This is a genomic window from Streptococcus infantis, assembly GCF_018499575.1.
Taxonomy (GTDB): Bacteria; Bacillota; Bacilli; order Lactobacillales; family Streptococcaceae; genus Streptococcus; species Streptococcus infantis_K.
In genome coordinates this window covers 718,599-740,634 of the sequence record NZ_JAHDAP010000001.1, presented here as the reverse complement: position 1 = coordinate 740,634, position 22,036 = coordinate 718,599, and the positions used below count along the sequence as shown (strand labels likewise).

Annotated in this window: 11 protein-coding genes; 10 read left to right on the top strand and 1 reads right to left on the bottom strand. The window is 37.2% G+C overall.

Annotated elements, in window-relative coordinates; all coding sequences use genetic code 11:
* Window positions 1–124 precede the first annotated feature (124 nt).
* Entirely contained in the window at window positions 125–7,036 is a 6,912-nt protein-coding gene (locus tag KJR31_RS03595) for an SspB-related isopeptide-forming adhesin (RefSeq protein WP_214262106.1), read from the top strand.
* A 145-nt stretch (window positions 7,037–7,181) separates the two neighbouring features.
* On the opposite strand, the gene KJR31_RS03590 is transcribed toward KJR31_RS03595, so the two are convergent.
* Window positions 7,182–11,189 carry a glycoside hydrolase family 66 protein gene (locus KJR31_RS03590; protein ID WP_214262105.1) on the bottom strand — a complete coding sequence of 1,336 codons (4,008 nt, stop codon included), beginning with the start codon at window positions 11,187–11,189 and terminating at the stop codon, window positions 7,182–7,184.
* Window positions 11,190–11,437: 248 nt separating this feature from the next.
* On the opposite strand from KJR31_RS03590, the gene KJR31_RS03585 reads away from it, so the two are divergent.
* From KJR31_RS03585 to KJR31_RS03545, 9 genes are all read left to right on the top strand, one after another.
* Window positions 11,438–13,963, top strand: a complete 2,526-nt coding sequence (locus KJR31_RS03585; RefSeq protein WP_214262104.1) for a GbpC/Spa domain-containing protein — start codon at window positions 11,438–11,440, stop codon at window positions 13,961–13,963.
* Window positions 13,964–14,113: 150 nt separating this feature from the next.
* Complete coding sequence (locus KJR31_RS03580; protein ID WP_214262103.1) at window positions 14,114–14,821, top strand: glucosamine-6-phosphate deaminase; 708 nt, start codon at window positions 14,114–14,116, stop codon at window positions 14,819–14,821.
* 312 nt (window positions 14,822–15,133) lie between these two features.
* Complete coding sequence (locus KJR31_RS03575) at window positions 15,134–16,882, top strand: LPXTG cell wall anchor domain-containing protein (protein WP_214262102.1); 1,749 nt, start codon at window positions 15,134–15,136, stop codon at window positions 16,880–16,882.
* Window positions 16,883–17,032: 150 nt separating this feature from the next.
* Window positions 17,033–17,209 carry a 30S ribosomal protein S21 gene (rpsU, locus tag KJR31_RS03570; RefSeq protein WP_000048054.1) on the top strand — a complete coding sequence of 59 codons (177 nt, stop codon included), beginning with the start codon at window positions 17,033–17,035 and terminating at the stop codon, window positions 17,207–17,209.
* 244 nt (window positions 17,210–17,453) lie between these two features.
* Complete coding sequence (locus tag KJR31_RS03565) at window positions 17,454–19,259, top strand: LPXTG cell wall anchor domain-containing protein (RefSeq protein WP_214262101.1); 1,806 nt, start codon at window positions 17,454–17,456, stop codon at window positions 19,257–19,259.
* Between the two features lie 192 nt (window positions 19,260–19,451).
* Window positions 19,452–20,387 carry an HPr(Ser) kinase/phosphatase gene (gene hprK, locus KJR31_RS03560; RefSeq protein WP_214262100.1) on the top strand — a complete coding sequence of 312 codons (936 nt, stop codon included), beginning with the start codon at window positions 19,452–19,454 and terminating at the stop codon, window positions 20,385–20,387.
* Window positions 20,380–21,168, top strand: a complete 789-nt coding sequence (lgt, locus tag KJR31_RS03555) for a prolipoprotein diacylglyceryl transferase (RefSeq protein WP_214262099.1) — start codon at window positions 20,380–20,382, stop codon at window positions 21,166–21,168. Before hprK ends, lgt begins: the two co-directional genes overlap by 8 nt.
* Window position 21,169: 1 nt before the next feature.
* Window positions 21,170–21,553: a DUF948 domain-containing protein gene (locus KJR31_RS03550; protein ID WP_214262098.1), complete on the top strand. Its 384-nt coding sequence runs from the start codon at window positions 21,170–21,172 to the stop codon at window positions 21,551–21,553.
* A gap of 14 nt (window positions 21,554–21,567) precedes the next feature.
* Window positions 21,568–21,963 carry a YtxH domain-containing protein gene (locus KJR31_RS03545; protein WP_214262097.1) on the top strand — a complete coding sequence of 132 codons (396 nt, stop codon included), beginning with the start codon at window positions 21,568–21,570 and terminating at the stop codon, window positions 21,961–21,963.
* Window positions 21,964–22,036: the final 73 nt, after the last annotated feature.

The following is a 22,036-nucleotide window of genomic DNA, read 5'->3' as shown; positions in this document are numbered from 1 at the left end:
GTTAGGTAAGACTTATGGTATGATAGAATTGCTAAAGCGTGAGAAAAATATTGTATCCTATGTTCAGATATGGTATAATTTCTTCTGCTGATAGTAAAAAAATATAAAAGGAGAATATATCCAAATGATAAGAAAGGAACAACAACGTTTTTCTTTGCGGAAATATAAAGTAGGTGTTGCATCCGTATTTTTAGGAACAACCCTTAGCTTTATGCTGGCAAATGGTGGTGCGGTAAAAGCTTCTGAACTTCCTACGCAACCAAGTTCTGAAGAGAAGACAGAGTTGGTGAAAAAGGATAGTGGTAGCGAGGATTCCTCTAAGAAGGAAGTGAATGTTGTCGAAAATGTTGCAACAACTGAGCTTGCTGAAACAAAAAAGGTTGAAGAAGCAAAACCAGCATCTGAGGTTAAAACAGAAGATCCTAAATCTGAACCAGTGTCTTCAGAAAAAGCAGAAGAGGCAAAACCAGCAACAACTGAAGGCGGAGTTACTGCAGAAGAAACTGCTAAACCAGCAGAAAAAGCAGAAGAAGCAAAACCAGAAGTTGCTGAAGGAGAAACTAAAAAAGAAGAAAAAGCAGCAGCAGAGAAAGCAGCTGCAACTGAAGCAAAACCAGCAATAGATGAATCAAACAAACCAAGAGTACGTAGTCGTCGTGCCACTACTGACGAAGCTGTTACTGGAGATCACAACACTAAACCAGTAAGTGTTAGCACTTATTTAAAAGATGGGGAAACTGTTGATCCATCTATTACTAATCCTAACGGGGCAACTGTTAAGTCTCAAGACATACCAGCTGCTTACGCTAGAAAAGAAGGAGATTGGTATACATACAGTATTGTAGATTTGACCAAATTTAACGAACGTTATAATACAAATTACTATACACGTGCTTATAAGAAATTTGATACTTCAACAGATACAATTGTTGAATTGATTGATAAAACGAATGGGAATGTAGTAGAAACAAAAACAATTACAGCAACAAGTGGTATTCAAAAATTCAATACTACTAAAACTGCTTCTAAGGGAGAATTGACTTGGCAAGTTGATTACAACCCAGGTACAGGAACAGGTCCTGGTAAAATAGACCAACCATTTATCCAATTAGGTTATGAAGTTGGAGCAAGTATCCAAGCTTTAGTAAACCCTAAGAATGAAGCTGAACAAAAATTATATCAAGATGTATATAATGCACGTACATCTACAGATGTTATTAATGTTGTAGAGCCGGCTTATAACGGGCGTACGATTACTGATACAAATGCTAAAATTCCATTAGTTGTAGAAAAAACAACTTACTACAGAGTAGTTGATAAAAACAACACTACATTTAACGCTGGTAAAACTAATCCAACAGTTCAAGATTATGAGCCAAATGGTAATGAAGTTGACTTAGCCAAATACACAACTAAAGCCATGGAAGGACAAAATTTCACAGCGTCTGGCGAGCGTCAATTTGATGGCTACAAATTGTATCAAACAGCAGATCCAGATTCAACATCTGGTTATGTAAGCCGTCCTTACAAAGTTGGAACTAAATTCATGGACGCAGAACGTGCAGGAATCAAACGGATTAAAGAAATCGTTGGTGAAGATGGAACTGTTGTTGTTCGTGTTTATCTTCTAGATCCAAAACAACAAAGTAAACGTTCTGATGGTACATTGAGCACTGATGGCTACATGTTGCTAGCAGAAACCAAGCCGATTAAACCAGGAAAAGCAAATACAGAAGACTTGGTAGTTAAGAAGTCTCCACTTTATACTATTCCTTTCACTGATTCAAAAGGTGTGAATCATCCAAATGGTGTAGAAGTTTCATTTGATTTTCAAAATGCTGCTGGATACACGCCTAAGAAAACTGTATTCGTACCATTTTTAGGGGACAATATTGGTCACCTTTCACCAAATAGCCAATTAGTAAATGGTGCATATGTACAAATCGGTACCAACGTTGACTTGCTTAACTCTTTGACACCGTACAAACAACCTGTTTACTACTATGTCAAACAAGAACCAGTTGAAGTGACTCCAGAAGTTGCAAAACAATTGGATGGACGCGTTTTGACAGATGGTGAGTTTACGTTCAAATTAACAGAAGAGAAAAGTACTCCTGACAAGCACGAAGAAACAGTTACTAATAAAGGTGGCAAAGCTACATTCAGCAAACTTACCTTTAACAAAGTTGGTACTTATAAATACAAGATCACTGAACAAAAAGGTTCTGATACTAACGTTGACTACGATGCAATGACTGTTACCATGACAGTTACTGTAACTGAGAACGCTCAAGGTGATTTACAAGCTTCAGTTAAATACAGTGCTGAAGGTGGATTCAAATCAAGTGATGATGATAAAATCTTCAACAACTATGTTGTAGCTCCTGTTAAAGTGAAATTTGACTTCACTAAGAAATTGGCTGGTCGTGAACTTAAAGATGGCGAATTCAAGTTCATCCTTAAAGATACAAACGGTCAAGAAGTTGAAACTGTAGCTAACAAAAAAGATGGAACTGTAACATTTACTGAATTGTCATTTGACAATACGAAGATTGGTACACATACCTATACTGTAGAAGAAGTTATTCCAGCAACGAAAGAAGTTGGTATGACTTACGATACGATGAAGGCAACTATTACAGTTAAGGTTGCTAAGAACGGTCATACACTTACTACAGTAACAAGCGTATCATCAACTGGTGGTGTAGATGATAACGGTGCATCAACTGATGGTAAGGAAGATAAAGTATTCAACAACAAAATCACTCCTCCTGAAACACCTGTTTTCCAACCAGAAAAATTTGTACTCAACAAAGAAAAGTATGACATCACTGGTACTAAATTAGTTGATGATGACAACGAGTTGACTAATGAGTATACAGAAACCAATGCAGATCCGTATGCTGATAAAACTACGAACAACGAAGCAGAAAATATCAATACTAAGACCGTTGAACGTGGTGAGAAATTAGTTTACCAAGTATGGTTAGATACTAGAAACTTCTCAGATAAGAATAACATCCAATCTGTTGGTATCTCTGATACTTATGACGCTGAAAAAGTAACAGTTAATGCTGCTGATATTAAGGCATATGATAGTGTAACTGGCCAAGATGTAACTGCTAAGTTTGACATTAAGGTTGAAAATGGTGTCATCACAGCAACTTCTAAAGCTTCTATGAACAAGTCTTTAGGTGATGCTGATAATACTCAAGTTATCGACACAACTAAATTCGCCTTTGGTCGCTACTATAAATTTGATATCCCAGCCACTGTCAAAGCAGATGTTAAGGCAGGAGCTGATATTGAGAATAAGGCCAACCAAATCGTTCATGTCTACAACCCAGTAAGCAAATCAGTAGAAACACCTGAAAAACCAACTCAGAAACGTGTGAACAGTGTACCAATCACTGCAGAATTCAACTTCACAAAACGTTTGGAAGGTCGTGAGCTTAAAGCTGGCGAATTTACATTTGAGTTGAAAGACAGCGACAATGTTGTGATTGCGACTGCAACCAACGATGCAGATGGTAAGATTAAATTCTCTCCAGTAGAGTACACAAATAAAGCTGGTAAAAAAGTCACTGCCCTTAAATACAAGAAGGGTCAAGAAGGTACTTACACTTACTCTGTAACAGAGGTGAAAGGTACAGACGCAACTGTCACTTACGATACTATGAAGGCAGAAGTAACTGTAACAGTATCACACGACGGAACAGCAAAAGCATTGATTGCTAACGTAACTGAACCAACTGACAAAGAGTTCAACAATACAGTAACTCCTCCAACAGAACCTAAGTTCCAACCAGAGAAGTATGTATTGAATGAAGCAAAATACTCAATCACTGATAACAAACTTCTTGATGATGATTCTGAGTTGACTGATAAATATGGTGAAACAAATACTGATCCATATGTTGATGGAACTTCAAACAACGAAGCAGCAAACATCAATACCAAGACTGTTAACCGCAGAGATAAGATCTACTATCAAGTATGGTTGGATACAACTAAATTCTCAGCAACTAACAAAGAAAACGTTCAATCAGTAGGAATCACTGATGACTTCGATGAAACGAAGGTTGATGTCGTTGCTTCTGAAATTAAAGCTTACGATTCAGTAACTGGCGCTGATGTGACTGACAAGTTCGACATCAAGGTTGAAAATGGTGTGATGACTGCAACTCTTAAAGCTGGCTTCACCAAGTCACTTGGAGACGCAGACAATACTCAAATCATTGACACAACAAAATTTGCATTTGAACGTTACTACAAATTTGATATCCCAGCAACTGTTAAAGCAGACGTTGCAGGTGGAGTAGACATCGAAAATACTGCGGCTCAAGTAGTGAACTACTACAACCCATCTACGAAGAAAGTTGAAAAACCAAGCAAACCAACTGAAAAACGTGTAAACTCAGTACCAATCTCTATTGAATTCAACTTCACTAAACGTCTAGAAGGACGTGAATTGAAAGAAAACGAATTCAGCTTTGTATTGAAAGATTCAAATGGTAAAGAAGTTGAAACTGTAACCAACGACAAAGATGGTAATGTGAAATTCTCAGCTCTTACATTCAAGAAGGGTCAAGAAGGCGTACACAACTACACTGTTGAAGAGGTTGCAGGTACAGATGCTACTGTGACATACGACACAATGAAAGCAACTGTAACCATCACAGTTAAACACGACGGAACAGCTAAAGCTTTGGTAGCTAAACTTGGCGATATCGCTGATAAAGAGTTTAACAACGTGGTAACACCACCAACTGAACCTAAGTTCCAACCAGAGAAGTATGTATTGGATACAGCTAAGTTCTCAATTACTGATAACAAACTTCTTGATGATGATGCAGAGTTGACAGACAAGTACGGAGATACCAATAAAGATCCATACACAGATAAGACTGACAACAACGAAGCAGAAAACATTAATACAAAGACTGTTAAGCGTGGAGCTAAGCTCTACTACCAAGTATGGCTTGATACTACTAAGTTCGACGCTAACAACAAGGATAACATCCAATCAGTAAGTATTTCTGATGACTTCGATGAAACTAAGGTTGATGTAGATGCTTCAGCTATCAAGGCTTACGATTCAATAACTGGCGCTGATGTGACTGACAAGTTCGACATCAAGGTTGAAAATGGTGTTATGACCGCAACTCTTAAAGCTGGCTTCACTAAGTCACTTGGAGACGCAGACGATACACAAATCATCGACACAACTAAATTCGAGTTTGGTCGCTACTATAAATTCGATATCCCAGCCACTGTTAAAACAGACGTTGAAGGTGGAGTAGACATCGAAAATACAGCAGCGCAAATTGTAAACTACTACAACCCATCTACGAAGAAAGTTGAAAAACCAGAAAAACCAACTGAAAAACGTGTCAACTCAGTTCCAATTGAAGTCGAATTCAACTTCACTAAGAAACTCGAGGGCCGTGAGTTGAAAGCTGGCGAGTTTAGCTTCGTATTGAAAGACTCTAAAGGTACTGAAATCGAAACAGTTCAGAACGACAAAGACGGAAACGTTAAGTTCAAAGCCATTGAATACAAGAAAGGCGAAGAAGGCACTTACAAGTACACAATTGAAGAAGTTAAAGGATCTGACGCGACAGTCACATACGACTCTATGAAGGCTGAAGTAACAGTAGTAGTTGAACACAAAGGTACAGCTAAAGCACTTGTGAAGACAGTAACAGACGCTCCAGATAAAGAGTTCAATAACACTGTAACTCCACCAGAAGAACCTAAGTTCCAACCAGAGAAATATGTATTGGATACAGCTAAATTCTCAATTACGGATAACAAGCTTCTGGATGATGATAAAGAGTTGACTGATAAAGTAGCTGATACCAACAAAGACCCATATGTGGACAAAGTTGATAATAATGAAGCACAAAATATCAATACTCAAACACTCCACAAAGGTGATAAGGTTGTTTACCAAGTATGGTTGGATACAACTAAATTCACAGAAGCTCACAATATCCAATCTGTTGGTATTACAGATAAATATGACATCGAAAACTTGGATGTTAATGTAGCCGATATTAAAGCTTATGATTCAGTAACTGGTGAAGATGTTACAGCTAAGTTTGATATCTCAATTGTGGATGGTGTCATTACTGCTACATCTAAGGCTGATTTGACTAAGTCACTTGGAGATGCAGAAAATACTCAAGTAATCGACACTGCTAAATTAGCATTTGGACGTTACTACAAGTTTGATATTCTTGCACGAATCAAGGATACTGCTAAGGAAGGTGTAGATATTGAAAATACAGCTTCTCAAATCGTTCACCAATACGATCCAACTAAGAAATCAGTTGAAAAACCAGAAAAACCAACTGAAAAACGTGTTGTAAATATTCCAGTTAAAGTTGAATTCAACTTCACTAAGAAATTGGAAGGTCGTGCGTTGAAAGCTGGTGAATTCAGCTTCGTATTGAAAGACAAAGATGGTAACGTGATTGAAACCGTAAGCAATGATGCTGAAGGTAAAATCAAGTTCTCAGCTCTTGAATTCAAACGTGGTCAAGAAGGCACTTATATCTATCATGTAGAAGAAGTGAAAGGTACAGAGGCTGGAGTTGAGTACGATAAGATGGTAGCGACTGTTGGAGTTACTGTAACTAAGGATGGTAAAGTGTTGACTCTTACTTCACAAATGCCTGAAGATACTGAGTTTAACAACAAGGTAACACCGTCAACACCGCCAACACCGCCAACACCGCCAACACCACCAACACCACCAACACCACCAACACCACCAACACCACCAACACCACCAACACCACCAACACCACCAACACCACCGACACCACCAACACCACCAACACCACCGACACCACCGACACCACCGACACCGCCAACACCACCAATAACGCCACCAACTCCTGAAAAACCTAAAGGTCGTGAGTTGCCAAATACTGGTGAGCAATCTAAAGTTGGATTAGTTGCTCTAGGTGTGGCCCTTGGTCTAGTAGGTCTTGGTTTAATTGCAAAACCAAAAAGACGTGAAGACTAAGATTGAGATAACATCAATATTTTGGTATTGAAATAGCAATTTTAGCTCTAAAATGAAGAGGCCTTGCTCTTACGAGCAAAGCCTCTTTGTTATTTTCTAAAAAAACCCGAGGACTTATTCCTTGGGTTTTTAAAATTATAGTAGTTTAATCTTGTTTCTTTTTATAACCGACAAGACCTGCAAATCCAGTGAGAAAAGCAAAACCAAGAAATGCTAATTGGGAATTTTGCTCTCCCGTTGCAGGTAGCTGACTACCAGGTTTAATCAAAGTTTTTTCTGATTGTATTGACTCTTTTTGGCGTTCAGAACCTTGAACTTGAGTTTGAGGTTGAGGTTGGGGTTTAGGTTGAGGTTTAGGTTGAGGTTTAGGTTGAGGTTTAGGTTGAGGTTTAGGTTGAGGTTTAGGTTGAGGTTTAGGTTGAGGTTTAGGTTGAGGTTTAGGTTGAGGTTTAGGTTGAGGTTTAGGTTGAGGTTGGGGTTTAGGTTTAGGTTGAGGTTTAGGAGTTTGTAATTCTTTGACTCTATATTCAAAAATCAAATCTGTAGTTCCTACTCCGACTTTGCCTGATTGTTGTGCACTGCTAATACGTTCGTATGTTTGACCATTATAAGAAATTTCGTCCGGTGCAAGAGCAATGTAGGCAGAACCGTTATCTGCATTTGAAGCAATAACGACAGCTGGTTGCAATTCAGTTGTGGTGTTTTGAAGGACAAATCGTGCTATTACATTTCCTGTAGCAAGTTTGTAGTCATAAATTACTGTTTTACTTCCCTTAGATACTGTTCCTGAAACATCAGCAGAACCCTCACGATGACCAACTAAATTATAGACTAGACCGTCTTTGGTAATGACTTTTGGTGCATCTGTAGTATAGTTCGTACCAAAGTCTGCATTTTCAAAAACTGTTTGAGAGTCTTGTAGTTCTGTATTGCTACCTGCAATGAGGAAGAGTACAGTCACTGTTCCTTGAGAAATGGTATAAGTAATTGGTGTATCAATAGTGGCAGAAGTTGCAGTCGGAAGAAGGTAACCCTTAGTTTCATCAAGTGGGTCTACGAAGGTTAAGACTTTTCCAGTTGCATCTTTAGGTTCTAATCCTTCAATATATGGCAGAGTTGCAGTTGGCGCTGAAATAGCAGTTGGATTGGAAGGATCATTGAGATAAGGAATCTCCTTAATAGCATTTGATGGTTCTTTTCCTGATGCATAACTAATTGCATAAACACCGACTGGTCGGTAGACAACAATATCAGAAATGTCATCTGATTCAGCTAGGATCCCAGTATGAGTTCCAGATCTCTTAAGATCAGGAGTGATTGTTGCATTTGATTCTTCAGATACGATAACATATCCGTTTTTGACTGGATTTTCATAATCTGCGAAAGTAGTGCCGTCTTTAGGTTCCCAATCTTCAAGTGTAGTTTCTCCACTTACCAAATTGATAGTCCCTTTGCGGCTAAAGCTTAAACTATCTGTTTTTGAAGTGATGCCAGCTTCTTGACGATTGTGTCCATTCTTATCTTCAATCACATATGTGATGGTACGAGTCACTGTTTCAGATAAATGATTGAGATCACTAATAGATTTTCCATTTGGAGCTTTAGGAGTTGGATAGAGGCTGCCATCAGTATCTCCTGGAACAACTTGACCAACTTGAATTGGCTGTGTCTCAGAAAAATCTACGATTTTTGGAGCAAAGCGAACAATGAATTCTTGTACGCCATCATCATTAATGTTTGAAGCATCTCGGTCAAATTTTGCTTGTCCATTTTTATCAAATTCGTTCTCAACTAGTTTATAACCTTGCTTCAAATATTTAGCAATCGTATCTTTTGTTGAGTAGTCAATTTTTTCACCAGTATGACCAACAAAGTCTTTTGAACGTTCCAGTTCTTTACCAGTTTCATCTTGATAAATTAAACGGGCAACCTCATTGAGTTTGACATAGAGCATATCCCACACATCAAGGCTAGGAACATCAATTGCAGCCATCCATTGTCCCGCACCGCTATCGTAATATACGTTGGCAGTAGTTTCACGAAGTTTAATATTATACTTTCCTTCTACAGCATCTGGGGTAGCCCAGTAAATGCTAGCGTGTTCAGCCTGATCTTTTGAAATTCTACCGAGTGGAACAAAGGCTTGGATGTTAGTCAGTTTGGTAGTGGAATTAACAGCACTATTCCATTTGTTTTCAGTAATTCCAACTAAATTAATTAAATGAGCAATTCGATCGCCGGTCTTCGTTTCTTTTGTGATGGTATAAACGGTACCTGGTTGAACACTGTCTGAATTATCAAGATTAGAACCGATAAAGTTTCCATCTACAAGAACATTTGTATTGTCACCGATGCGACGAGTATCATGTGCTAAGGTTTCGCGCCCACGAAGGAGTTCCTGATAAGCAACGATGAATTCTTGGTAGTTGAATTCTGCATTCGCAAAATCAGCATTGACTGGTAAGTTTTGATTGAGGTACCATTCCGCCTGAATAACACCAAAACCTTTTTCGTCTTGAGAGGTATTGAGAGCAGCAGTTGTCATATGATAACCACCACTTGCTGCAATAATTGCATCTGTTAGCAATTCATTATCTTTACTGAGTTTTGCTGCATGTTTTTCACGATGTGTATAAGCAGCAATAATTGGAGATTTTCCGTTGTATAAATCTCGCATACGCTCAGTCAAGCGTGTTAAGGCTTGGTAGGTAGAATCATGGGCGATGCTATCTCCCCAAACTTCCGCGTATGGTGCAGAAACATTTGTTTTTCCTAATCGATCAGCATCTCCAGTAGAGATATCGTTGATCATAAAGTCATAGCCTTCTTTTTTGAGGGCCTCTGTTGCAGCTGCGGCTAGTTTTGGATAGTTTTCACTTAAAGAGAAAGCTTTTCCAGGTTCGTTAACTTTTTCAACCAAGTTAGTCCCCATAGTGTCCCCTTGCCAACCATCGAATCCGCCTTCTTTCATGGCTTTTAACATCACATTGATGATAAAGTTTTGCCAGTTCGGATCTCCTGGATCAAGAAATTGTTGGATGTCTGTTGCTGTAATATCACCAGTCTTTCCAAAGTTGAAGTGATCTTGCAAGTTGCGTACGATAGCACTTTTTACTTGGTCTGGGATTTTTTCATCAAGAGACACAGCGTAAATCATATTATAAAGCATAGCTTTAGCACCAGTCGAATGGACATGAGAAACCAACTCTTTTACAGCTTCTGTGTCAATAACCGGTAAGTATGTTTTACGTTTTTCGGGATCTGTTTCACCTTTCGGAATCAAGAAAGTAGCCCAATCTTGTGTGAATCGTTCAACATTAGCTGGGAATGGGTTGGCAGGTGTATTATAAACGTCATAGAAGAAGTAGTTATTGATGTGCATATTGGCCAATTGGTCAATACTATTTTTATATCCTTCCACTTGCTCTTTAGTGATAGAATTGTGATTGTCTTTTGAACCTGCTACAACACCATAACGTGGATATACTGTCCAATCATCTTCGACTGATAGACCAGCTACTTTGTGAAATTCTTGTTTTCCATCAGCATTCTTTCCAATAATATCAATGAGATAACCAGAATTTGGAGAGAAAACAGAGTTTGGAATGACAAGTGAATTTCCTGGAGCATTTTTCAACTCATAAATAACTTTGTCTAAATGAGACACTGTCAAATCAGACGAAGTTACGTCAGGATTATTGATTGAGATGCTAACATCCTCCCCACTTTTATATGTGGCCTTATTAAATGTTACATCGTTTTGGATTTTTGGTGTGTTATAAGTGCTTGTTGCCACTGAAGTACTACGAGTTGTTGGTTCAGTTGCACTTGCAGTTTGAGGCAAAGATGATGTCTCTTCACTTGAAGAAGTCTTTGGGGTTTCCTCACTAGTTGTTGTAGTAGGTTGCTCACTAGTGGTCTCCTCACTAGTTGTTGTAGTAGGTTGCTCACTAGTGGTCTCAGTACTAGTGGCTGGTTGACTTGATGTAGTTACGTTTGTAGATAAAGTTGTAGTTGAAGCAACTTCATCTGCCATAGCAACAGAACTTAACATTAAAGAACCAAAGACCGTAATCATAGATACAAGTACTTTATTCCGCTTACGGAAATAGCCGTGACCTTTTTCTTGAGAAAAGTTATTTGAAGATTTCATTATATCCCCCAATCATTAAATTTTGTTAGTTGAAATTATACGACATATCATAGGAAAATGTCAACAAAAACGTAAATTTTTTGAAATCAAAATGAAAAAACCCTGAAAATAAAGTGAAAAAAGTTTGAAAAAATATATAAAAATACTTGACTTTTTAAATTATTTTTGTTACGATTTTTCTGACTTCGAAGAACAAAAATTCTTTTTGCTTGAGAAGCATAAAAAAAACATTTAAAAAGGAGTTTGTCATGTCATCGTTAAAGAATAATAAAACGATTAAATATGCCTTGAGAAAAACCTCAGTTGCCTTTGGTTCTGTTGCAGTTGCAACAGTGATTGCTGTTGCAGGTATTGCTACAGTATCTGCCGATGAAACTTCATCAGCAACTACACCTGTTACTTCAACTACAACAGTAGCTGGAGAAGAAACAAAAGAAGTTGCGGTTCCAGAGAAGTTGGAAGAAGCTAAAACTGCTGCCACAAATGAAGGTCTTGAAGTTAAAGAAACTGAGACTAAAAAGCAAGATTCAGAGGAAGCTGCTGCTAAAGATTACGAAAAACAAGTTACTGATATTAATAAAACTGTAGCTGATTATAAAGCTGAAGTGGCAGCAAATCAAGAAGCTTACGAAAAAGAAAAAGCTGAAGTTGATGCTAAAAATGCTGCTACACAAGCAAACTACGATAAAGAGCTTGCTGCTTACAACGAAAAACTTACTGCTTACAAAAAAGAATTGACTGAAAAAACAGCAGAAAAAACAGCAGTAGAAAAAAGTAATGAAGAAGCACGTGTTGCTTATGAAAAAGCGCTTGAAGAGTATAACACAGCTCTTGCAGCATATAATGCATCTGTAAAAGCAAATCAAGAAGCTACTGAAAGCAATAAATTAGCTCAAGCAGAGTATGAAGCTAAATTAGCTGACTACAAAACTAAAAAAGCTGCTTATGATGAAGCACAAGCTGCTTACTTGATTGAACTTGAAATTTACAACAAGAAAAAAGCACATTACGATGATGCTAAAGATGCCTTCAATAAGATGGTTGCAGAGCGTGGTGGAAATCCTGAGAAGTACAAACAAGATTTGACATTCCTCTCTGAAGAACTTGCTGATGGCGAAACAACTAAAATCACACACCAAACAACTGGATTAACAACTTACTTGACAAAAGAAGGTCAATCTCGTATGTACGGTGATGGTAAAGCTACTAAAATGTATGAAACAAAGAATCTACAAGATTCTGATTTGACAACTACAAACCCATATGCCAACAATGAAATTGAGTGGGGAGTTGTAAAAGTCGGAGATAAATTTGATGTGACATACACAGGACTTACTCAAGCTAAAATTGTAAAAGGTAGCGAAGAAAAACGTATTGCAAAAGTTGTTTATAAATACGAAGTGAAGAGCCTTCCATCATCAGATGGGAAAGGAATCGTTCAAATTTATAACGATCCAGCTGTTACAATGACAATTGGTAGCTCAACAGATACTGAAAACCCAGTTACAGTTGGTGTTGACATTGAGTTTTATGATGAAAATGACCAATTGATTGATTTGTCACAACATAATGCAATCCTTGCCCTTAACTCACTTAATCACTGGAATGGTGCATCTTATGTTGAAAATGACAAACCTCGTCCTCTAGTTGTTGAAGCTAAAGATAGCGAAGGCAATACAGTTCGTGGAACTTGGGATCCATATTCAGACGGAAGTGAACCAAAACTTGATGGTGCGGATGTCGTTGTGAAAAGCGGAAAAGCTGACTTCGGTAGTGCAGAAGTTGATATCAATGCTGATAATCCTTTGAAAATTGTTGCTCAAAAAGCAACATGGGTTGATGATGCCTTCAAAGTAACTGAAGAAACAGTAGTTGATGCTACAACAGTGAACGCATCTGGTGGCGGAAATGGTCACTCAGTTGGTACTGAAGATTACACATTCGGTGATAAATCAGACGTTATCGGTTCTTACACTGTAGACGCTACATCAGGTGTTTTGAGATACACACCAAAAATGAAACACCAAGATACTCCTCACGTTGAGTCTGTAAACATTGGTGACAAAGAGTTTATCAAACTTCCAAATTCAAGTGTAGACCAAGATTCATCGACAAAAGAAGTATTTGCTAAAGAACAAAACCAATACATGGATCAAGGTGCTACATTTAATGCAGACTCTTCAAGTGAAACTAAGGGTTGGGATGATCCTAAGAGCCCTTACCTTTACTATGGTGGTGCTGCTGTTATTTTGAAAGATGGTCATCTTGAATTTACAGCAAAAGGTGCTAACGCAACAGGCGAAGCAACTCTCTATTGGTTCTCTATCAACTCAAACGTTGGCTTCCCTCAAGATCCAGGTGAAGAGCCAGTTAAACCAACAGAACCAACACCTCCAGTTAAACCTGAAAAACCAGAATTGACAGAAGTTCCAACTGTTAAAGAAAAACCAGTTCCACCGACAGAACCAGAATATAAAACTGTACCTGTCTTACCAAGTGAACCGGTTAAACCAGAAGCACCTGAGTTGCTTAAGGATCCTGTTAAGAAAGAAACAGAAAAACCAGCTGTTGAATGGAATAAAAATGTTGTAGTTATCAAGAAAGATGAAAAACCACAACCTAAGCCAGAACCAAAACACGAACCAAAACCAGAACCATCTAAGAAATCATTACCAAATACTGGTTCAGTTGAACAATCATTCATGACATATTCAGCACTTGTAGGTTTAGCTACTGCAGGTTATGCTTTGTCAAGAAAGAAAAAAGAAGACTAATCCATTCTGACAATTAAAAGAGAAGACAAGTTTAGTCTTCTCTTTTTTTACTCAACATCATCCTATAAAATTTAAAATATTAAACCGTTTTCACTTGACAAAAATTGGTCTATACCATATAATAAAATAAAGAAATATGGAGGAACAATTATGAAAGTTATTCAAGTGAAAAATCCTGAAGAAGGTGGAAAAGTAGCTTTTGAAATTTTAAAAGAAAAGTTAGCAAACGGTGCTCAAACATTAGGGCTTGCGACTGGTAGCAGCCCACTTGAATTTTACGGGGAAATCGTTAAAAGTGACCTTGATTTTTCAAATCTTACTAGTGTAAACTTGGACGAGTACGTAGGTCTTGATGGGGATAATCCTCAATCTTATCGTTACTTTATGCAAGAAAATCTCTTCAATAAAAAGCCATTTAAGCAAAGCTTTTTACCTCGTGGTGTCAAAGATAATGCAGAAGAAGAGGTAGAACGCTATAATCAAATTCTTGCTGACCATCCAGTTGATTTGCAAATTTTGGGAATCGGTCGAAACGGTCACATTGGCTTTAATGAACCAGGAACTCCGTTTGATAGTGAAACTCATCTTGTAGATCTTGATCAATCAACTATTGAAGCAAACGCTCGATTCTTTGATAAGATTGAAGATGTACCAACACAAGCTATCTCAATGGGAATTAAAAATATTCTAGATGCAAAATCTATTCTTCTCTTTGCTTATGGTGAATCTAAGGCTGAAGCCATCGCTGGAACTGTTGAAGGCCCAGTTACTGAAAGTCTTCCAGCAAGTAGTTTGCAAAACCATCCGGACGTAACTATTATCGCGGATGCTGGAGCATTAAGCCTATTAAAGAATTAAAAAATGTCATTCTATCATTTGAGCTATTCAAACAATTCGTTTGGATGGCTTTTTTCTAAACAGTACTAAGTTAAAAATGCAGAACACGATAAGAAATAAATAGTATAAATACTTTAAATAATATAAAAAATGTTTTTAGAACACAATGAAAATATAAAATTATTATTTTGTCATTATATTTCAAATTATTTTATGATTAGAACTAGACTTTAGTAAAAAATACTGGTATACTGAACTCGTTTACTGTTAAAACCATTAAATTTAAGGAGAACATTTAAGGTGAATAAGAAAAAAATTACATTTTTTTCGTTGATGATTTGCGTATTTACTGTTCTATTTTCTCTTAGCTTGAGCAAAGCTTTTGCAGAAAATACAACCAGTGGCAAGACTGTTGACACAATTACTTCACTCAATATTACGAATGAAAAAGGTGGTAATCTTGATAAAGATTTGCAGCAGTGGGTTACATTTAAGCTAAATGCAAATTATGACTTAACAGATAAAAATGTTAAAGCTGGCGATACAACTACAGTTGATTTATCAGATTTTCTATATATAGAATCCCAAAACTTTGAAATTCGTGATGAGAAAACAAATGAAATTATTGCAAATGCTCAGATTGATGAAACAAAAAAACATATCGTCTTAACCTATACTGATTATGTTGAAAAACACTCTGATACCAAAGGTTCTTTCTATGTCTATACTCGAGTAGATTTCCAAAAACATCCTGAAGAAGGAGAAATCCCTGTCGAGGTTACAATTAATGGGAAAACACAAGTAGTTGGAAAAGTTAACTTCACCGGTGTTGGAGATGGAAATCCTGTGTTACTTTCTAAAACAGGATGGGTAAGTAGTGAGGATCAAAAGACTCTTTCATATACCATCTCAATCAACCGTACTAAGGAAAGTCTTCAAAATGCTACAGTAGAAGATACATTGAAGTTTTCTAATGCAACTTATATCAAAGATAGCATTCGTGTAATCAAAGGTAAGTTTGATTATGTCAATGGTCTTTGGGAATTTACTGATAGAACAGATGTAACAGACCAACATACTGTTACAGTAAGTGAAGATGGCCAGTCATTTGTTATTGAACTTGGTGATATCACAGAAAATGACCAATACCGCATTGAATATAATGTTCAAGCCAATTATTCACCGGCAGACGGAGAAGTATTAAATAATGATGCTGTCCTAAAAGGTAAAGGAAAGGCCGTTAAATATGTTGAGCAATCTACTGTCGTTCAAGTAGCAGGTGGTTCTGGGGTTGGATACGTATTTACGATTAATATTCATAAAGTTGACGATGAAAATCAACCAGTAGCTGGTGCTAAGTTTAAAGTCGTACGACAAGCTAATAATCAAGTTATTGGAGAATATGTTACAGATGCTGAAGGAAAAATTACAGTAACTGGTCTTTTAAAAGATAAGTATATTCTCACAGAGGTTGAAGCGCCAAAAGGTTATGTTATTAATGCTGCAGATACAGAAGTAAATGCAACAGATTTTGGAGCAGATAAGTCAGTTACGAAAACAATTGTCAATCCAAAAGAACAAACCACAACAACTTCAACAACAACGACCACAGAAGAGCCGGCGACTACTTCAACGACAACAACGACAGAAGAGCCAACGACTACTTCAACGACAACAACGACAGAAGAGCCAACGACTACTTCAACGACAACAACGACAGAAGAGCCAACGACTACTTCAACGACAACAACGACAGAAGAGCCAACGACTACTTCAACGACAACAACGACAGAAGAGCCAACGACTACTTCAACGACAACAACGACAGAAGAGCCAACGACTACTTCGACAACGACAACAACAGAAGAGCCAACGACTACTTCGACAACGACAACAACAGAAGAGCTAACAACAACTTCAACGACAACAACAACTTCAAAACCAGATGTTCCTGGTACGACTACAACTGAGGAAAAACCAAAACTTCCAAATACTGGGGAGTCTACTAGTTTAGCACTAGTTATTGCAGGTGTTGTGATGTTTGCAAGTGCTCTAGTTCTGAAAAAGAATTCTTCTAAATAATTGATTTAGAACAACTATAATTTTTAAAAGAGGCCTCTAATGTCCTCTTTTTTTATGAATAAAATGAATAGATTGCACCATTTTTTCTTGACAATTTATATCATTCCATGTAAAATAGAATAGATCTTGAACTTGAAGGGAGTGAAAAAAATGTCTAAAACAGTAGTACGTAAGAATGAATCTCTTGACGATGCACTTCGTCGTTTCAAACGTGCGGTTACTAAAGCTGGTACTCTTCAAGAAACACGCAAACGTGAATTCTATGAAAAACCTTCTGTAAAACGTAAACGTAAATCAGAAGCAGCTCGTAAACGTAAAAAATTCTAATTGAAGTGAAAGACTAGACTTGTCTAGTCTTTTTTGTATTCTTAAGACCCGAATAATTTTACATGTTTCAATGATTATTTAGGAATTGGATAAAAATCAAACTTAAGGGTGTAATAACTGAATATTATAACTCTATTTACTTTTATTTGACATTTAAAACAATCATTCGTTTTAGTTGATATTAATTGAAAAATATAGTAAAATCATGTTAAAATAGTGTAATTTTACACGGAGGTAAATAGGGATGAAAAACCAGAAAAGGTTTGGAAAATTATTGATCACTTTGTTGTCTACTGGAGTGCTTTTGGCTGCGCTTCAAAGTCAAGAAATTATCACTGCTGAAGAAACAACGACAGCTGAGCAAATTTCTACAACAAGTGCTGAAGCTGTAACAACTACAGAAACTCCTGCACGTGAAGCTAGAGAAGTAGCTGCAGAAGTGACTGGTACCATAAAAAACCATGACATTAAATACTTTGAATACTATACAGATGTAGACCTTTCTTTTTCAATTACAGAAGATGATGTGAAAGAAGGCGACTATGTTACAGTTACATTAGAAAACGTCGCTATCTTAAATCAATTAAATGGCAAGGATGTCACTTACGAAGGTAAGACAATTGGTAAAATTTCAATTGTTTCGTTTGAAAACGTCAATAAAGCACGTCAAGGTTCAAACGATACAGCTCAAATGCGACAAGCTCAATTGGAATCAACACGCGCGACATTAAAAATTACATTTACGAAAGCTATTGAAGCTGAAAAACCAGATGTATTGAAACAGGTCAAGTTCCAAATTAAATCAGATAACGCTTATAATGGAGCTGTAATCGCAAATAAAGACTACACTTTAAACCAAGTGATTAAAGTGGGGTCTTCTTCTGTGACAAGTACAGTAGATATTCCGAAAGTAGAACAATTTGCAACCGATACAAACTCAATTAACATGCCACCTTCTGGAAATACAATTAAGTTCAATGCAGATGGCTCATATGAAACATATACAGAATTCCAAGTTCGTGGAAGTGAAGGTATGAAAGTTGGTTCAACTGTTGAGTTAGAATTCAATGATGCTTCAGGTATCGAGTGGAAAACAAGTGGTGATACTGCACTCAAAGTAGGAGATACATTTACTTCAAGATTTATCTTGCCTGTATATAGTACATATGAAGTCAATGAATATGGCGCATATGTATTCCCGACAGGTGTTGAGCCAACATTCAAAGTTACTTCTATCTCTGAAAAGAAAATAACAATGGAAATGATTTCAGGAGATGTTCCAAAAGAATTAGGTGTATTCTTCGGTGTTGGTCAAAACCGTATTAATATCATCGATAAATCTAAGATTGATCTTGAAAAAATGCAATATGATGTTTCGAAAGTAGCTACGGCAACTATTGATGGGAAAGATTCAAAGGGTATCTATATTTACCGTATCATCAATGACTCTGCAGGTGCACAATTAGTTCTTGATACGCTTGTCACAGACTACAAAGATATCGATACAAAAGAAAATCTTAAACCACAGGATAAGGGTTGGAAAGATCCGGCTACTATTGATGGTTATGAGTTTGTAAAAACAGAAAAAGATCGTGAAGGAAATCGTATCCACTGGTATAAAAAAGTAGAACAAACAACAACGACTACTACAACAACCCAAGAGCCAACAACGACTACCACTACAACGACAGTTGAGCCAACAACAACCACAACTACAACTACAACAACCCAAGAGCCAACAACAACCACGACTACAACGACAGGTGGGCCAACTACAACAACCACAACAACCCAAGAGCCAACAACCACTACAACAACATCTGAGTCAACAACGACTACAACAACAGGTGAGACAACTCCAGGTAAATCAAGCGAAGAAACAACTTCAGGCAAAACAACTGAAGAAACAAAACCTGAGACTACGTCTACAACAGTTGAACCTAAAAAAGAATTACCAAATACAGGTTCTAAAGAATCATTGTTTGCAACAGGTGTAGCACTCTTGGTAGCTGGTCTTGGAGTATTGGGTTTAAAGAAAAAAGATAACTAAAGTCCATTATTTATGATTTAATTAAACTGTTAAAAAATTAGAAGGGATTAGGCAATATTTCATTGTCTAGTCCCTTTTTTGTATGGTTCAAATATTATCAGTCAAATAAATAGCGTAAACACTGTTAAAAAAACGAACTTCCAGCTACAATTTGATATAATGGTAGAGAGAACTCAATTGAAGGAGGAATATATGTCGGTTTCAGTAAAAGAAGTAATTGAGAAGCTTAGACTGGACATTGTCTATGGCGAACCTGAATTACTGGAAAAGGAAATCAATACTGCAGATATAACGAGACCAGGTCTTGAAATGACAGGCTATTTTGATTACTACACTCCAGAGCGGATTCAACTGTTGGGAATGAAGGAGTGGTCTTACCTGATCAGCATGTCTTCTCACAACCGTTATACTGTTTTGAGAAAAATGTTCCAGCCAGAAACACCAGCAGTTATTGTTGCACGTGGTCTAGTTGTTCCTGAAGAAATGTTAAAGGCTGCTAGAGAATGTAAAATTGCAATCTTAACAAGTCGTACAGCTACAAGTCGTCTCTCAGGCGAATTGTCTAGTTATCTTGACTCTCGCTTAGCTGAACGCGCAAGCGTACATGGTGTTTTGATGGATATCTATGGTATGGGTGTTCTGATTCAAGGAGATAGCGGTATTGGTAAGAGTGAGACTGGTCTTGAGCTCGTAAAACGTGGCCATCGTTTAGTCGCAGATGATCGTGTAGATATCTATTCTAAGGATGAGATGACACTTTGGGGAGAACCTGCTGAAATTTTGAAACATTTGTTAGAAATTCGTGGAGTTGGTATCATTGACGTCATGAGCCTTTATGGAGCTAGTGCTGTTAAGGATTCTTCACAGGTTCAGTTGGCTGTCTATCTAGAAAATTACGATACAAATAAGGTCTTTGACCGCTTGGGGAACAATGCTGAAGAGTTGGTAATTTCAGGTGTTTCTATTCCGCGTATTCGAATTCCTGTAAAAACAGGACGTAATATCTCTGTGGTCATCGAAGCTGCTGCCATGAACTATCGTTCTAAGGAAATGGGCTTTGATGCGACACGTCTCTTTGAAGAAAGATTGACGAAACTAATTGAAAAGAATGAGGTGCAAAATGATTGATCCAGTTGCTTTTCAAATTGGTCCGTTAGCTATTAGATGGTATGCACTCTGTATCGTTTCTGGCCTTATCTTAGCGGTATATTTAGCAAGTAAAGAAGCGCCTAAAAAGAATATCTTATCGGAAGATATTCTGGACTTTATCTTAATTGCCTTTCCTTTGTCAATCATCGGCGCGAGACTGTACTATGTCATTTTTAGATTTGACTATTATAGTCAACATTTAGGAGAGATATTTGCTGTCTGGAATGGTGGTCTTGCGATTTATGGTGGTTTAATTACTGGAGCGATTGTACTCTATATTTTCGCTGATCGTAGATTGATCAACACGTGGGACTTCTTAGATATAGCAGCTCCGAGCGTTATGATTGCTCAGAGCCTTGGACGATGGGGGAACTTCTTTAACCAAGAAGCATACGGTGCAGTTGTTGAAAATCTTAACTACTTGCCTGGTTTTATTAAGAATCAGATGTATATTGATGGCTCATATCGCCAACCAACCTTCCTGTACGAATCTGTTTGGAACCTGATTGGTTTTAGTTTAATTGTTATTTTTAGACGCCGATTAAAGGGTATTCGTCGTGGTCATATCACAGCTTTTTATCTAATTTGGTATGGATTTGGGCGTATGATTATCGAAGGCATGCGCACAGATAGTCTCATGTTCTTAGGAATTCGAGTATCTCAGTTATTATCCGTCTTCTTAATTGGTCTTGGAATTTATATTATTATTTATCAAAACCGAAAAAAAGCACCATTTTATAATGTAAAAAAGGAGAATTAAAATGTTAGAAGTTGCTTATATTCTTGTGGCTATCGCCTTGATTGTATTTATAGTTTATTTGATTATTACGCTTCAAAAAGTTGGACGTGTAATCGATGAAACTGAAAATACTGTTAAAACGCTAACTTCAGATGTAAATGTTACTCTACATCACACAAACGAGCTTCTTGCCAAAGTCAATGTTCTTGCTGATGATATCAATGTCAAAGTTGCAACCATTGATCCACTCTTTACAGCAGTAGCAGATCTTTCTGTTTCTGTCTCTGATTTAAATGAGCAGGCTCGTGTGTTGAGTAAAAAAGCATCATCTGCAGGTTCAAAAACATTAAAGACTAGTGCAGGTTTGTCTGCCGTTCGTTTTGCAAGTAAATTTTTTAAAAAATAAAAAGGAGATAACTCATGGGTAAATTATCATCAATCCTTTTAGGAACTGTTTCAGGTGTGGCTGTTGCCTTGTTTTTAACAAGTGAAAAAGGGAAACGCGTTACGAGTCAAGCACAAGACTTTTTAGAAGATCTGAAAGAAGATCCAGAATACGCAAAAGAACAAGTCTGTGAAAAGCTGACTGATGTCAAAGATCAAACCAAAGAATTTGTTCTTAAAACTAAGGAACAAATCGAATCTGGGGAAATTACGATTGATACAGTCCTAGATAAAGCAAAATACCATGCTCAACAAGCGGCTGAAGCTTCAAAAGAGACCTTGAACAATCTCAAGGAACAATTGGAAGAAAAAGTAGTTGTTGAAGAGCAAGAAGACGGTCAAGAAATCGTCATCGAAATCGAAGAAGACTAAAATAGAATCACTATTCTTGATTTTCTATAGAATCAGGAATGGTGATTTTTTTCTTGAGGGAAGTCTTTGTGGT